At 66.8% G+C, this 13,529-nt stretch carries 12 protein-coding genes; 3 read left to right on the forward strand and 9 right to left on the reverse strand.

What is annotated here, in order from left to right; translation table 11 throughout:
- Positions 1–11 precede the first annotated feature (11 nt).
- Entirely contained in the window at positions 12–818 is an 807-nt protein-coding gene (locus AC5P5V_RS04760; protein ID WP_231352467.1) for an NAD-dependent protein deacetylase, read from the reverse strand.
- Positions 819–861: 43 nt separating this feature from the next.
- Entirely contained in the window at positions 862–1,263 is a 402-nt protein-coding gene (locus tag AC5P5V_RS04765) for an acyl-CoA thioesterase (RefSeq protein WP_021203756.1), read from the reverse strand.
- A gap of 90 nt (positions 1,264–1,353) precedes the next feature.
- Between AC5P5V_RS04765 and AC5P5V_RS04770 the strand changes: the two genes are divergently transcribed.
- Positions 1,354–1,989 (forward strand): LysE family translocator, encoded by a 636-nt coding sequence (locus AC5P5V_RS04770; RefSeq protein WP_061480273.1) that lies wholly within the window; start codon positions 1,354–1,356, stop codon positions 1,987–1,989.
- 106 nt (positions 1,990–2,095) lie between these two features.
- Here AC5P5V_RS04770 and AC5P5V_RS04775 read toward each other — a convergent pair whose 3' ends face one another.
- The 4 genes from AC5P5V_RS04775 to AC5P5V_RS04790 all read right to left on the reverse strand — a co-directional run bounded on the left by AC5P5V_RS04775 (position 2,096) and on the right by AC5P5V_RS04790 (position 8,072).
- Positions 2,096–3,115 (reverse strand): ribonucleotide-diphosphate reductase subunit beta, encoded by a 1,020-nt coding sequence (locus AC5P5V_RS04775; protein ID WP_005420683.1) that lies wholly within the window; start codon positions 3,113–3,115, stop codon positions 2,096–2,098.
- Between the two features lie 147 nt (positions 3,116–3,262).
- On the reverse strand, positions 3,263–5,665 hold the full coding sequence (locus tag AC5P5V_RS04780; RefSeq protein ID WP_061480272.1) for a ribonucleoside-diphosphate reductase subunit alpha: 2,403 nt from the start codon (positions 5,663–5,665) through the stop codon (positions 3,263–3,265).
- 638 nt (positions 5,666–6,303) lie between these two features.
- Positions 6,304–7,404, reverse strand: a complete 1,101-nt coding sequence (gene zapE / locus AC5P5V_RS04785) for a cell division protein ZapE (RefSeq protein WP_061480271.1) — start codon at positions 7,402–7,404, stop codon at positions 6,304–6,306.
- Complete coding sequence (locus tag AC5P5V_RS04790; RefSeq protein WP_061480270.1) at positions 7,401–8,072, reverse strand: alpha/beta hydrolase; 672 nt, start codon at positions 8,070–8,072, stop codon at positions 7,401–7,403. Before AC5P5V_RS04790 ends, zapE begins: the two co-directional genes overlap by 4 nt.
- Positions 8,073–8,115: 43 nt before the next feature.
- Between AC5P5V_RS04790 and AC5P5V_RS04795 the strand changes: the two genes are divergently transcribed.
- Positions 8,116–8,973, forward strand: a complete 858-nt coding sequence (locus AC5P5V_RS04795; protein WP_061480269.1) for an EamA family transporter — start codon at positions 8,116–8,118, stop codon at positions 8,971–8,973.
- Between the two features lie 223 nt (positions 8,974–9,196).
- On the opposite strand, the gene AC5P5V_RS04800 is transcribed toward AC5P5V_RS04795, so the two are convergent.
- The 3 genes from AC5P5V_RS04800 to AC5P5V_RS04810 form a co-directional block, all read right to left on the reverse strand.
- Positions 9,197–10,639 (reverse strand): ExeM/NucH family extracellular endonuclease, encoded by a 1,443-nt coding sequence (locus tag AC5P5V_RS04800; RefSeq protein ID WP_061480268.1) that lies wholly within the window; start codon positions 10,637–10,639, stop codon positions 9,197–9,199.
- A 209-nt stretch (positions 10,640–10,848) separates the two neighbouring features.
- Positions 10,849–11,367 carry a c-type cytochrome gene (locus AC5P5V_RS04805; RefSeq protein ID WP_005407662.1) on the reverse strand — a complete coding sequence of 173 codons (519 nt, stop codon included), beginning with the start codon at positions 11,365–11,367 and terminating at the stop codon, positions 10,849–10,851.
- 219 nt (positions 11,368–11,586) lie between these two features.
- On the reverse strand, positions 11,587–12,204 hold the full coding sequence (locus tag AC5P5V_RS04810; RefSeq protein WP_061480267.1) for a TetR/AcrR family transcriptional regulator: 618 nt from the start codon (positions 12,202–12,204) through the stop codon (positions 11,587–11,589).
- Positions 12,205–12,362: 158 nt separating this feature from the next.
- Between AC5P5V_RS04810 and AC5P5V_RS04815 the strand changes: the two genes are divergently transcribed.
- Complete coding sequence (locus AC5P5V_RS04815; protein WP_014035590.1) at positions 12,363–13,526, forward strand: isovaleryl-CoA dehydrogenase; 1,164 nt, start codon at positions 12,363–12,365, stop codon at positions 13,524–13,526.
- The last annotated feature ends 3 nt before the right edge of the window (positions 13,527–13,529 follow it).

The following is a 13,529-nucleotide window of genomic DNA, read 5'->3' on the forward strand; positions in this document are numbered from 1 at the left end:
CCGTGCTCGGCTCAGCGCGCAGCCCACGTGGCCAGCGCTTCAGCGCAGTCCCGCTCATCCTTGAACAACAGCAGGTCGTCGGCTCGGGTGCGGCCTCGGTTCAGCGCCGCTACCGGCAACCCTGCCTTCGCGGCCGCCTGCACGAAGCGGAAGCCGGAATAGACCATCAGCGACGAGCCCACCACCAGCACGGCGTCGGCCTGCTGCAGGTGATCGTGCACCGCCGCCACGCGTTCACGCGGCACGTTTTCGCCGAAGAACACCACATCCGGCTTCAGCAGGCCGCCGCAGTACGGACAATCGGGCACCACGAACGTGGAGAAATCGGTCTCCAGATCGGCATCGCCATCGGGCGCGATACCGGCATCCAGCGCATCCCAGCCCGGATTGGCCTCCAGCAGCCGCTGCTGGAAATCCTCGCGGCCACTGCGGCGCTCACAGCTCATGCAGCGCACCCGGTCCAGGCGGCCATGCAGGTCGATCACCTTGTGGCTGCCGGCGCGCTGGTGCAGGCCGTCCACGTTCTGGGTCAGCAGCAGCTGCAGCTTGCCGCGGCTTTCCAGGGCAGCCAGGGCCTGGTGGGTGCCGTTGGGCCGCGCCAGGCCGAAGCGCGGCCAGCCCAGCAGGCTGCGCGCCCAGTAGCGCTGGCGGGTGGCCGCCTCGCCCATGAAGGCCTGGTAGGTCACCGGCGGCGTGCGTTTCCACTGGCCGTCGGTATCGCGATAGTCGGGAATGCCCGAGGCAGTGCTGCAACCGGCGCCGGTCAGCACGAACAGGCGCTGGGCGTGGTCGATGAAGTCGGTCAGCGGCGAGGTCATGGCTGCCAGATGGGGGCGCCGCAGCGCCCGTGCAAGCGCCGGCTCAGGCGGCCGGCAGCGGCGGCACCGCGATCGGGTGGCCGTCCTCGTCCAGCGCGATCATCACGAAGTGGCCGCGGGTACACAGCTTGCGCTCACCGCTGTGCAGGTCCTCGGCGACCAGTTCCACCTCGACCTTCATCGAGCTGCGCCCGACTTCGACGATGCGGCCGATGGTTTCCACCATCTGGCCGATGCGGATCGGCAGCTTGAAGTCGACCTGGTCGCTGCGCGCGGTCACCACGGTGCGGCGCGAATAGCGGGCGGCGGCCAGGAAGGCGGCCTTGTCCATCCACGCCAATGCCTGGCCACCGAACAGGGTGCCAAGGTGGTTGGTGTGGTTGGGGAAGACGATTTCGGCCATGCGCACTTCGGTGGGCGGCACGGTTTCGGGGATCGGGGTCATGGGGGTGCTTCGGTGTGGGGTCCGTCAATTTTAAGCCAGGCCCCGTGCAGGCGACGCTACACTGCGCCACGCCCACTGCCAGGACCGCCCATGCCCGCACTTTCCGACCTGTTGGCCTTTGCGCTGGTTTCGCTGGCCATGGTGCTCACGCCCGGGCCGAACATGATCTACGTCATCTCGCGCTCGATCTGCCAGGGGCCGCTCGCCGGGCTGATCTCGCTGGGCGGGGTGGCGCTGGGCTTCGTGTTCTACATGCTGTGCGCGGCACTGGGCATCACCGCCCTGCTGATGACCGTGCCGTTCGCCTATGAGGCGCTGCGCATCGGTGGCGCGCTGTACCTGCTGTACCTGGCGTGGCAGGCGCTGAAGCCCGGCGGCCGTTCGCCGTTCGCGGTGCGCGAGCTGCCGCAGGACAGCCCGCGCAGACTGTTCACGATGGGCTTGCTGACCAATCTGCTGAACCCGAAAGTGGCGGTGATGTACCTGTCGCTGCTGCCGCAGTTCCTGCATCCCGATGGCGAAGGCAGCGTGCTGATGCAGTCGATCGTGCTGGGCTGCACCCAGATCCTGGTCAGCGTCAGCGTGAACGGCCTGATCGCGCTGGCCGCCGGCAGCATCGCCGGCTTCCTGGCCGCGCGCCCCACCTGGCAGAGGCTGCAGCGCTGGCTGATGGGCACGGTGCTGGCCGGGTTGGCGGTGCGCATGGCGGTGGAAGGACGGCGCTAGCGCTTTGTAGAGTCGAGCCATGCTCGACTCTACAAAAGCCAGGCGCGCAACAAAAAACCCCGGCATTGGCCGGGGTTTTTCGTTGCGACGGGCCTGACCGGTTCGATCAGAAGTTCATGTCGAAGGCGACTTCGCCCTGCACGCCGACCTGGTAGGCCGAGACGCGGCGTTCGAAGAAGTTGGTCAGTTCCTGCACGTCCTGCAGTTCCATGAACGGCAGCGGGTTGCGCACGTTGTACTTCTTTTCCATGCCCAGTTTGGCGAAGTGCTGATCGGCACAATGCTGCAGGTACTGGCGCATGTCACGGGTCGAGATGCCGGCCACGCCGCCGGACAGCACGTCCTCGGCGAACTGCACTTCGCATTCGATGGCTTCGGCCAACATGTCGTAGACCTGCTGCTTCATCTCGTCGTCGAACAGGTCCGGCTCTTCCTCACGCACCACGCGCACCGACTCGAAGGCGAACTCCATGTGCGCGCTTTCGTCGCGGAACACCCAGTTGGTGCCCGAAGCCAGGCCCGGCAGCAGGCCGCGCGAACGGAAGTAGTACACGTAGGCGAAGGCAGCGAAGAAGAACAGGCCTTCGATGCAGGCAGCGAAGCAGATCTGGTTGAGCAGGAACTGGCGGCGCTGTTCGCGGGTCTCGATGCGGGTCAGGTCCTGGATCGAGTCGATCCACTTGAAGCAGAAATCGGCCTTCTTCTTGATCGAGTCGATGTTCTCCACCGCCGAGAACGCCTTGGCGCGCTCTTCCGGGTCCGGCAGGTAGTTGTCGAGCAGGGTCAGGTAGAACTGCACGTGCAGTGCTTCTTCATACAGCTGGCGCGACAGGTACATGCGCGCTTCCGGCGCATTGAGGTGCTGGTACAGGTTCAGCACCAGGTTGTTGGACACGATCGAGTCGCCGGTGGCGAAGAACGCGACCAGGCGGTGGATCAGGTGGCGCTCGCCCGGCGACATCTTGCTGTGCAGGTCGGTGATGTCGATCTGGAAGTTGATCTCTTCCACCGTCCAGGTGTTCTTGATCGCATTCCGGTACATGTCATAGAACTGCGGGTAGCGCATCGGGCGCAGGGTCAGTTCAAAACCGGGATCGAGCAGCATCTGCTTGGGCTTGTCGGCCATGGGTGTTTCCTTGAATTCTCGGGTCAAAACGCCGGGCATGGCCCGGCGCTACCTTGGTGTTTCCGTGCTGCAGCCGAGCATGGATCGGCTCTACAGGTGCGAGGTGCTCGAGTGCCGACCAACGGTCGGCACCCACCGCGCGGTGTGTTACTGGCAGGCCTCGCAGGCTTCCGGGTTTTCCAGCGAGCAGGCGATGGCTTCGTCCGGGCTGAACACCTTGGCCGGTGCGGCGGCACTCACCGTGGTCTTGGCGATCTTGGTGGCCGGGCGCGAACGCAGGTAGTAGGTGGTCTTGATGCCCTGCTTCCAGGCGTACATGTACATGGAGGACATCGCGCCGATGTTCGGGCTTTCCATGAACAGGTTGAGCGAGGCCGACTGGTCGATGAAGGCGCCACGCTCGGCGGCCATGTCGATCAGCGAACGCATCGGCAGTTCCCACGCGGTGCGGTAGACCTCGCGCAGCGTTTCCGGGATCTGCGCCACGCCGGCGATCGAGCCTTCGGCCAGCTTGATGGCATCGCGCATTTCCGGCGTCCACAGGCCCAGCTTCTTCAGCTCGTTGACCAGGTAGCGGTTGACCTGCAGGAAGTCACCGGACAGGGTCTCGCGCTTGAACAGGTTGGACACCTGCGGCTCGACGCACTCGTAGCAACCGGCGATCGAGGCGATGGTCGCGGTCGGCGCGATCGCGATCATCAGCGAGTTGCGCAGGCCGTGTTCCTTGATGCGCTCACGCAGGGCATCCCAGCGCGCAGTGTCCTCCGGCACCACGTTCCAGGCGTCGAACTGCAGTTCGCCGCTGGCGGCACGGGTGTCGTTGAACGACGGGTGCTTGCCGCGTTCCTGGGCCAGCTCGCAGGAGGTTTCCAGCGCGTGGAAGTAGATCGCTTCGGCGATCTTCTTCGACAGCGCGCGGGCTTCGGCGCTGTCGAACGGCAGGCGCTTGCGGAAGAACACATCCTGCAGGCCCATGCAGCCCAGGCCGACCGGACGCCAGCGCAGGTTGGCGCGGCGGGCGGTTTCGATCGGGTAGAAGTTCAGGTCGATGACGCGGTCGAGCTGGCGCACGGCCAGGCGCACGGTCTCGGCCAGCTTCTCGAAGTCGAACTCGTTGTGCTCGTCGAAGTGGTTGCCCAGGTTGATCGAACCCAGGTTGCACACTGCGGTTTCATCGTTGGAAGTGACTTCCAGGATTTCAGTGCACAGGTTGGACAGGTGGATCACGTTGCCCGGACGCAGGGTCTGGTTGCTGGCGCGGTTGCACTTGTCCTTGAAGGTCATCCAGCCGTTGCCGGTCTCGGCCAGCGTACGCATCATGCGGGCGTACAGCTTGCGCGCGGAGATGGTGCGGTTGGCCTTGCCCTGGGCTTCGGCCTGCAGGTAGGCAGCCTCGAAGGCTTCGCCAAACAGGTCGGTGAACTCCGGCACGACGCGCGGATCAAACAGCGACCATTCCTGGTCGGCCTCGACGCGCTTCATGAACAGGTCCGGCACCCAGTTGGCCAGGTTCAGGTTGTGCGCACGGCGGGCTTCGTCACCGGTGTTGTCACGCAGTTCGAGGAAGTCCTCGATGTCGGCGTGCCAGGTTTCCAGGTACACGCAGGCTGCGCCCTTGCGCTTGCCGCCCTGGTTCACCGCGGCCACGGACGAATCCATGGTCTTCAGCCACGGCACGATGCCGTTGGAGTGGCCGTTGGTCGACTTGATCAGCGAGCCACGCGAACGCACGCGGGTGTAGCTGACGCCGATGCCGCCGGAGAACTTCGACAGCTGGGCGATGTCGCCATACTTGGCATAGATCGACTCCAGCGAGTCCTGCGGCGAGTCCAGCAGGAAGCACGAGGACAGCTGCTCGTGGGTGGTGCCGGAGTTGAACAGGGTCGGGCTGGACGGCAGGTAGTCCAGGTTGCCCATGCGCTTGTACAGCGCCAGGGTCTCGGACACGTCCTCGCTCAGCGCGCTGGCGATGCGCAGGAAGAACTGCTGCGGGGTCTCGATCACCTTGCGGGTGTGCGGATGGCGCAGCAGGTAACGGTCGTACAGGGTACGCAGGCCGAAGTAATCGAAGTTCAGATCCAGCGAGATGTCGATGGCGTCGTTGAGCTTGCGCGCATTGGTCTGCACGAAGTTCAGCAGGCGGTCGTTGATCAGGCCGACTTCATGGCCACGGCTGACTGACTGCGAGAAGGCGTAGATTTCCTGGCCCGAGACTTCCTTGGCAATGTAGTTGGCCAGCAGGCGCGCAGCGAGGCGGCCGTACTCGGGCTCTTCGCCAATCAGCAGGGCGGCGGTGCGGATGGACAGTTCGTCCAGCTCGCGGGTGGTAGCGCCGTTGTACAGGCCGGAAATGGTGCGGGTGGCCACGCGCATCGGATCGACGGCGTGCAGGCCTTCGGAGGAACGCTGCACCGCGCGCACGATCTTGTTCAGGTCCACCAGCTCGGTGGTCCCGTTGCGCTTGGTCACACTCATCGCGTTGGCCGTCGGCGGCGACGTCAACAGGAATTCGCTTTCCTTCTCGATGGTGGCGCTGGATTCGGTGCTCACGGCGTATGTCCTCTTGGCGTGATTGGGGGTGCTCGATGCATCGGGGTGACGCAACCCGGGACATGACGGCCCAGGATGGCAGGACGGCGTCGCAGGGGATGAGACCCTGCGCCTGCCACTGCCGTTGACGATCGCGGGAGGTATTGCTGCCAGCCCCCAGACCTGGGGTTGCTGCGACCGACGGCCACAAGATAGTGGGGGTAGTGGGGTCCGTCAACGCCAAATGTAGTGAAATTCGGCAATCCCTTGCGCCGCAAGGATCGTGCCATCGGCGCCCTGATCAGACGCTTCAGACCTGCCGGAACGGGCTGCGCAGTCAAGCCCGAAAGGCGTCATTGCGGTGGTACAACGCGCTGCGGAAACGGAACAATGACAGCTTCACATGACAGTGATGAAACTGGCTAGGGACAACCCTGTGGATAGGTGGTGGGCATCCGGTGGACGTCGGGATCACCCGCCGGGCAGCGACGCGAGGCCGCATGTGTCGGCCGGGCCGGATGGGCGCCGTTGGGAGCGCGGTTGCGCCCACCCGATAGCCGCGCCGTGCTGTTGTAGAGCCGAGCCCACGCTCGGCTGCTTTTGAATGATGTGCCGAAAAGCAGCCGAGAGTGGGCTCGGCTCTACAAACGGCACTACCCTCACGCCCGGTGCGGGGTGCCCAGGTACTCGGCGCTCTGCATCTCGATCAGGCGCGAGGCGGTGCGCTCGAAGGCGCCCTGCAGGCGCTGGCCGGTGTACAGCTCGACCGGCGAGGTGCTGGCGGTGCAGACCAGGTTGACGTGGCGGTCGTACAACTCGTCGATCAGGTTGACGAAGCGGCGCGCGGCATCCTCATTCAGGCGATCAAAGGCGGGAATGCCGCCCAGCAGCACCGTGTTGAACTCGTGCGCGATCTCGATGTAGTCCGAGGGCCCGCGCGGGCCCTCGCACAGCGCGGCAAAATCGAACCAGGCAATGCTCTTGCCACGGCCGCGCACCGGAATCTTGCGGCCCTCGATCTCGATGTTGCCGGGCTTGGCCGGCTGGCCGCCGCTCAGTTCGCTCCAGCGCGTGGCCAGCCAGTCGTCGCTGTCGGCGGCCAACGGTGCGCGGTACACCGGCGAGCGGGTCAGCGCGCGCATCCGGTAGTCCTCGGTGCCTTCGGCGTACAGCTCGACGCAGAAGCGCTGCAACAGGCCGATGGCCGGCAGGAAGCTCTCGCGCTGCAGGCCGTTGAGGTACAGGTTCTCCACCGCCGTGTTGGAGGTGGTGACCAGGGTCACGCCTTCGGCGAACAGGCGCTCCAGCAGCCGCGCCAGCAGCATCGCATCACCGATGTCGGTGACGAAGAATTCGTCCAGCACCAGCACGCGCAGGTTGCTGCGCCACTCCTGGGCGATCTTCGCCAGCGGGTCGCTCTGCCCCTGGTGCTCACGCAGGCGCTCGTGGACGCTGCGCATGAAGCGATGGAAGTGGGTGCGGTACTTCTGCTTGATCGGCAGCCCGTCGTAGAACAGGTCGACCAGGAAGGTCTTGCCGCGGCCGACGCCGCCCCAGAAGTACAGGCCCTTCACCGGCTCGGGCTTCTTCCAGAACGCGGACAGGCGGTCCAGCCAACCGTCCTCGGCACTGTCCAGCAGGCCCAGGTGGATGCGGTCCAGCTCGGCCAGCGCTGCATGCTGGGCCGGGTCGTCCTGCCAGTCACCACGGGCGACCCCTTCCGCGTACCGCTGCGACGGGGTCAACTCGGTTGCACTCATGCCGCCGCGCCCAACCAATGCTTCACGCCGTGGGTCAGTGCGCCGCGCAGGTCGATCAGCTTGCGGTGGAAGAAGTGGCTGGTCTCGGGCATGCGCACCAGCTCATGCGGGAACTCCAGCGTGTCCAGCCACTGGTAGACAGCCTGCGGGTCGACGATCTCGTCCTGCTCGCCCTGGATCACCAGCCAGCGCGCCGGCGGCACGATGCCATCGAAGTCCCAGCGGCCGGCCGGTGGCGCGATCGAGATCAGCGCTTCCGGCTGCAGCGCGGCAGCGGCCTTCAGCGACACGAACGAGCCGAAGCTGAAACCGGCCAGCCACAGGCGGTCGTGCGGGCGCTGGCTGCGCACCCAGGCGGCGACCGCCTTCAGGTCATCCTGCTCGCCCACGCCGTGGTCGAACTCACCGGCCGACGCGCCAACACTGCGGAAGTTGAAGCGCACCGTAGCGATGCCCAGCTCGCGCAGGGTGGTGGCGGTCATGGTGACCACCTTGTTGTGCAGGGTGCCGCCTTCGGTGGACAGCGGATGGCAGACGATGGCCACGATCGGCTGCACCGGCGCGTCGGCCTTGGGCAGGTCGACGACCACTTCCAGCGGGCCGGCCGGGCCATCCAGTTGGAGACAGGCGGTTTCGCCGGGGGCGACGGGGAACGAGGGCTTGTGCATGGCACCATGATACCGTCCCCCGCCCCTGCCCTGTGCCCGCCCCATGCTCTACCTGTCTTTGGCCGTGATCTGCAGCGTGCTGGTTTCGGTGGTGTTGAAGGTGGCTGGACGCCGCCAGCTGGATGTCGCGCAGATGGTCACCTGGAACTATCTGGTGGCGGCAACGCTCACCGCCGCGGTACTGCGGCCGCCACTCGATGCGCTGCGCGCGCCACATGCCCCGTGGCTGTCGTTGCTGGCGCTGGCGGTGGTGCTGCCGTCGATCTTCCTGGTGCTGGGCCGAGCGGTGGCGGTGGCCGGCATCGTCCGCAGTGACGTGGCGCAGCGCTTGTCGCTGCTGCTGTCACTGGCCGCCGCGTTCCTGTTCTTCGGCCAGACCGCCACGCCGTGGAAGCTGGCCGGGCTCGGCCTGGGCCTGTTGGCGATGGTGGCGATCAGCCTGCGCCCACGCGGGCCGGTGGTCGCGTCCTCGCCCGGCGGCTGGGGCTGGCTGCTGGGGGTATGGGCCGGGTTTGCGGTGGTGGACGTGCTGCTCAAGCAGGTGGCGCTGTCCGGCACGCCGTCGATGGCGGCGGTGCTGGCCAGCTTCAGCGTGGCCTTCGTGCTGATGCTGGCCCTGCAGCTGTGGCGGCATGCGCGTGGCCGCAGCCGGCTGGCCTGGCGGAACCTGGGCGCAGGCGCGCTGCTGGGCCTGCTCAATGGCGGCAACATCCTGTTCTATGTGCATGCGCACCAGTCGATGCCGGACAACCCGGCCACCGTGTTCGCAGGCATGAACATCGGCGTGGTGGTGCTGGGTGCACTGGTGGGCGTGTTTGCCTTCGGCGAGGCCACCACGAAGTGGAACCGTGCCGGTTTGGCGCTGGCGGTGCTGGCGATCGGACTGATCGCCTGGGGGTGAGCATTGGTCGCGGCGGGCCATTTCCGCGCCCGCGGAGGGATGTCACTTTTCTTTTCGCGCGAAAAGAAAAGTGACCAAAAGAAACGCGCCGCCAGCCGCGAGCCGGTGCTGTGCACCGGTACCCTGCGCTTCTCGGCTCGCTTGAAGGCGGACTGGAGGATAAAAAGCAACAGCAGGATCCGTGCCGATCAAGGTCGCTCCCAGAGCAGATCCCCGGCGAACCCTATCTGTCGAAACCCAGCAGCAGCGGGTCGTGGTCGGAGCTGCGCCACGGGCCCTGCACGTTGCGGCCCTGATAACCGCTGGCGTCCTGCTCATCGGCATTGCTGTGCCATTCGGCGGCACCGCGCAGGCGCCTGGCCATGCCCGGGCTCAGCAGCGCGTGGTCGAGGCGGCCGGTGTAGCCGTTGTAGACGTAGCTGTAGGGATGCTCGGCCTTGGCGACCTTGAACGCGTCCTGCCAGCCCAGGTCGTGCAGGGTGCGGATCGGGTCTTCCATCGCGTAGGCATTGAAATCGCCGAGCAGCACCGCGTCCTTTGTACCGGTACCGGTCGGATCCGTCTGCAGCCAGGCATGCAGCTGCTGCGCCGAGGTCATGCGGGTGGCGTTCCAGCAGCCCTGGTTGTCGTTGCGATCGGCGTCGGCGCCGCTGGCGTCGCGGCAGCCCTTCGACTTGAAGTGATTGGCCACCACCACGAACGGCGCGCCCTGCTTGCCCTGGAAGGCCTGCGCCAGCGGCACGCGGCTGTGCTCGACGAATGGGCCGCCGGTCAACGTAGCCGGCGTGCCGACCGGCTGCAGGCGTGAGCTGCGGTAGATGATGCCGACCCGGATCGGGTTGTCGCCGGGGCCGTTGCCGGCATCGACGAAGCGCCAGTCGCCCTGCGCGCCGCGGTCACGGTTGAGCGCATCGACCAGTTCGGCGATGGCCGACTGCGGGCCGTAGCCGTCGTTCTCCAGCTCCATCAGCGCGGCGACGTCGGCGCCCAGCGCGTTGACCGTGGCGACCAGCTTGGCCACCTGCGCCTTGTGCTCGTCCAGCGTGCGGGCGCCGCGCAGGGTCGGGAAGCCGCCGCCCTGGCCATCACCGTTGAAGAAGTTCTCCAGGTTGAAGGCGGCCACGTGCAGGCTGCCCGGCACCGTCGGCACCGCCGGGCGCCTGAGTTCCGGCAGTTTCAGCACACCTTCGACCTGCAGGCGCGGATGGCCCTGCGCGTCCATGCGCACGATGCCCTGCACGTCGCGCAGCTGCATGCCGGTGCGCAGCACGGGGCTGCCCGGCAGGTACGCCACGCTGGCGGGGTCTCGGGCATCACTGCCATCTTCCAGCACCAGGCGGCGGCGCTGGTTGTCGGCCATCACCTGCTCATAGCCGGCAGTACCCGGCGCGGCCACTTCGGTCGGCTGCCAGAGGCGACCATCGAAGGCTACGGTGAGCTGGCCGAAGCGCTCCAGGCCGTCGGTACCGGCCAGGGTCAGCGGTGCGGCGATGCGCACCCGCTGACCATCCAGCGCGCGCCAGTCGGCCGGCGCGGCGGTCAGCACCACGGTGGCGCTGCTGCGCGCGGCGGGCGCCGCGACCGGCGCGACCTGCGGCTGGGCCTGGGCAAAGGCGCTGGCCGGCAGCAGCAGGGACAGGGCAAGGGCGAGGGAACGGCGGCGCATCGACGGGCGACTCCATGGAAGAGGCGCACAGACTAACCCTGAAATGCGAAACGCCGCCTGCGCAGCGGGGGCATATGAGCGATCAGGCCTCGGTGGGCAAAGCTCAGTAGGTGGTAGAGCCGAGCCCACGCTCGGCTGCGCCTGGCCACACCGTGCGCAGAGCAGCCGAGCGTGGGCTCGGCTCTACAGGAAGCGGCGCGTTGCGGCGGCTATTTCAGGTTGCCCAGCATCCAGTCCACGGTGGCATGGATCTGTTCTTCGGTCAGTGCCGGGTTGCCGCCCTTGGGCGGCATGATGCCGCCGTCGGGGCCGGTATAGCCCTCGATGGCGTGCTTGTAGAGCGTGTCCTTGCCCTGCGCGATGCGCTTGTCCCAGTGCGAATGGTCCAGCGTCGGTGCCATGCCCACGCCGGTGGTGTGGCAGGCGGTGCACAGGTTGTCGAAGATCACCTTGCCATCCTTGGTGCCGCCGTAGGCCACCTGCGACGCGGCCTTGGCCAGCGCGGCGGCCTTGGCGGCAGCCTGCGCGGCGGCGCCGGTGCTGCCGGCGTAGACTGCACCGGTCGGCGAGATGCGCTGTTCGGTGCGTTTGGCCGCGGTCGGCGACACCTCGGGCGGAATCCGGGTGTGGATGTAGGCGGCAAGGAGGATGAGGCCGAGGGTGATGGTCGCCAGCAGCGCGATCACCATGGAGAAGCGTTTCAGGAACTCCAGATCGTAATTCCGCACTCTTCGTTACCCCTGGCTGATAGTCGTTGGACCACGGCTGAGCGACTGCGTGATGGGCCGAGTATAGAACGCACTTTGCGTGCGACAACAGGCGTCACTGCTGATGCGGCGCAGCATGCGGCCGTGGCCGCATGCGGGTAGCGCCGGGCCGTGCCCGGCGAGCGCGAAGCGCGGCAACAACGGTCGAGGATGGCAACAGCCGCCGGGCATGGCCCGGCGCTACCGGATTGCCGGGGCGCCGATCGCGCGCAGGCAGAAGCTGCAGATCGCATCCACCAGCGCGTCTTCGTCGCGGTGCGCTTCGCGGCTGGGTGCGGTCGGGCCGACCATCGCTTCGGTGAAGGCGCCGACCAGGCACGCAGCGGCCACATGCGCGTCCTGCGCCGGCAGCTCACCGGCCGCCACGCCCTCCTCCACCAGCCGCAGGAACACGTCGCCGAAGGCGCGACGACCGCGCATGCGCTCGGCTTCCACATCCGGGTCGACCGGTTCGACGATGAAGGCGTGCGCGAGCCCCGGCCCGGCCAGGGCACGGCGGACGAAGGCAGTGATCGCCAGCCGCAGCCGCTCGCTGGCCGCCTCCGGGCCACTGGCGATCCGCTCCATGATCGCGACCTCGTGGGCCACGGCGGCATTGAGGACTTCCACGAACAGCTCTGCCTTGGACGGGAAATGCCGGTAGATCAGGCCGGTGGACACCCCCGCCTGGGTTGCCACCGCAGTCACCGGGGCATTGCGCCAGCCGCCAGTGGCGACCAGCGCGCGGGTGGCCAGCAGGATCCGTTCACGGGCGCCCGCCAGGCGTTCTTCCATCAATGCAGAGCGTTTATAGGCCATGTTCTGATTCTAGTTTCAATTTTTGAATTCGTATTCACTTCTTACCCGAACCCCGCTACGCTGGGGCCATCGCCCGTGTGGGTGACGGTCCTGCAGACCGCCGCCCACTCCCCCGCCGGGTGCGTCCATTCCTGCCATCCCGCCGTGGAGCCACCACAATGCACGTGCCATCCCTGAACTTCGATCTTGGCGAAGACATCGACCTGCTGCGCCAGAGCGTGGCCCATTTTGCCGCCGCCGAGGTCGCGCCGCTGGCCGCCGAGGCCGATGCCAGCAACCAGTTCCCGCTGGCGCTGTGGCCGAAGCTGGGCGAACAGGGCCTGCTCGGCCTCACCGTGGAAGAAGCATACGGTGGCACCGGCATGGGCTACCTGGCCCACGTGGTGGCGATGGAGGAAATCTCGCGTGCCTCCGGCGGCATCGGCCTGTCCTATGGCGCGCACTCCAACCTGTGCGTGAACCAGCTGCGCAAGAACGGCAACGAAGAACAGAAGCAGCGCTTCCTGCCCGGACTGTGCAACGGCAGCCTGGTCGGCGCGCTGGCGATGAGCGAGCCGGGGGCCGGTTCGGACGTGGTGTCGATGAAGCTGCGCGCGGACAAGCGCGGCGACCGCTACGTGCTCAACGGCAACAAGATGTGGATCACCAACGGCCCGGATGCCGACGTGCTGGTGGTCTATGCCAAGACCGACATGGAGGCCGGCGCCAAGGGCATCACCGCGTTCCTGGTCGAGAAGGGCATGAAGGGCTTTTCCACCGCGCAGAAGCTGGACAAGCTGGGCATGCGTTCTTCGCCCACCTGCGAGCTGGTGTTCCAGGATTGCGAGATTCCTGAAGAGAACGTGCTGGGCCAGGTTGGCGGTGGCGTGCGCGTGCTGATGTCCGGCCTGGACTACGAGCGCGTGGTGCTGTCCGGTGGCCCGCTGGGCCTGATGGCCGCGGCCATGGACGTGGTGATGCCGTATGTGCACGAGCGCCACCAGTTCGGCGAGCCGATCGGCAGCTTCCAGCTGATCCAGGCCAAGATCGCCGACATGTACGTGGGCCTGGGTGCCTGCCGCGCGTATGTCTATGCCGTGGCACGCGCCTGCGACCAGGGCCGCACCACCCGCCAGGACGCCGCCGGTGCCATCCTGTACGCCGCCGAGAAGGCCACCTGGCTGACCGGTCAGGCGATCCAGATCCTGGGCGGCAACGGCTACATCAACGAATACCCGACCGGCCGCTTGTGGCGCGATGCCAAGCTGTATGAGATCGGCGCCGGCACGTCCGAGATCCGCCGCATGCTGATCGGCCGCGAACTGTTCCAGCGCACCCTGTAAGGC

The sequence above is a fragment of the Stenotrophomonas sp. YJH_SMC_130 genome (assembly GCF_059369035.1).

What these genes read in the sequence shown, in the direction of transcription:
- AC5P5V_RS04775 (WP_005420683.1), bottom strand. Translation starts at nt 3,115, where the DNA reads ATGGCCGACAAGCCCAAGCAGATGCTGCTCGATCCCGGTTTTGAACTG.
- AC5P5V_RS04760 (WP_231352467.1), bottom strand. Translation starts at nt 818, where the DNA reads ATGACCTCGCCGCTGACCGACTTCATCGACCACGCCCAGCGCCTGTTC.
- AC5P5V_RS04800 (WP_061480268.1), bottom strand. Translation starts at nt 10,639, where the DNA reads ATGCGCCGCCGTTCCCTCGCCCTTGCCCTGTCCCTGCTGCTGCCGGCC.
- AC5P5V_RS04815 (WP_014035590.1), top strand. Translation starts at nt 12,363, where the DNA reads ATGCACGTGCCATCCCTGAACTTCGATCTTGGCGAAGACATCGACCTG.
- AC5P5V_RS04770 (WP_061480273.1), top strand. Translation starts at nt 1,354, where the DNA reads ATGCCCGCACTTTCCGACCTGTTGGCCTTTGCGCTGGTTTCGCTGGCC.
- AC5P5V_RS04795 (WP_061480269.1), top strand. Translation starts at nt 8,116, where the DNA reads ATGCTCTACCTGTCTTTGGCCGTGATCTGCAGCGTGCTGGTTTCGGTG.
- AC5P5V_RS04790 (WP_061480270.1), bottom strand. Translation starts at nt 8,072, where the DNA reads ATGCACAAGCCCTCGTTCCCCGTCGCCCCCGGCGAAACCGCCTGTCTC.
- zapE (WP_061480271.1), bottom strand. Translation starts at nt 7,404, where the DNA reads ATGAGTGCAACCGAGTTGACCCCGTCGCAGCGGTACGCGGAAGGGGTC.
- AC5P5V_RS04765 (WP_021203756.1), bottom strand. Translation starts at nt 1,263, where the DNA reads ATGACCCCGATCCCCGAAACCGTGCCGCCCACCGAAGTGCGCATGGCC.
- AC5P5V_RS04810 (WP_061480267.1), bottom strand. Translation starts at nt 12,204, where the DNA reads ATGGCCTATAAACGCTCTGCATTGATGGAAGAACGCCTGGCGGGCGCC.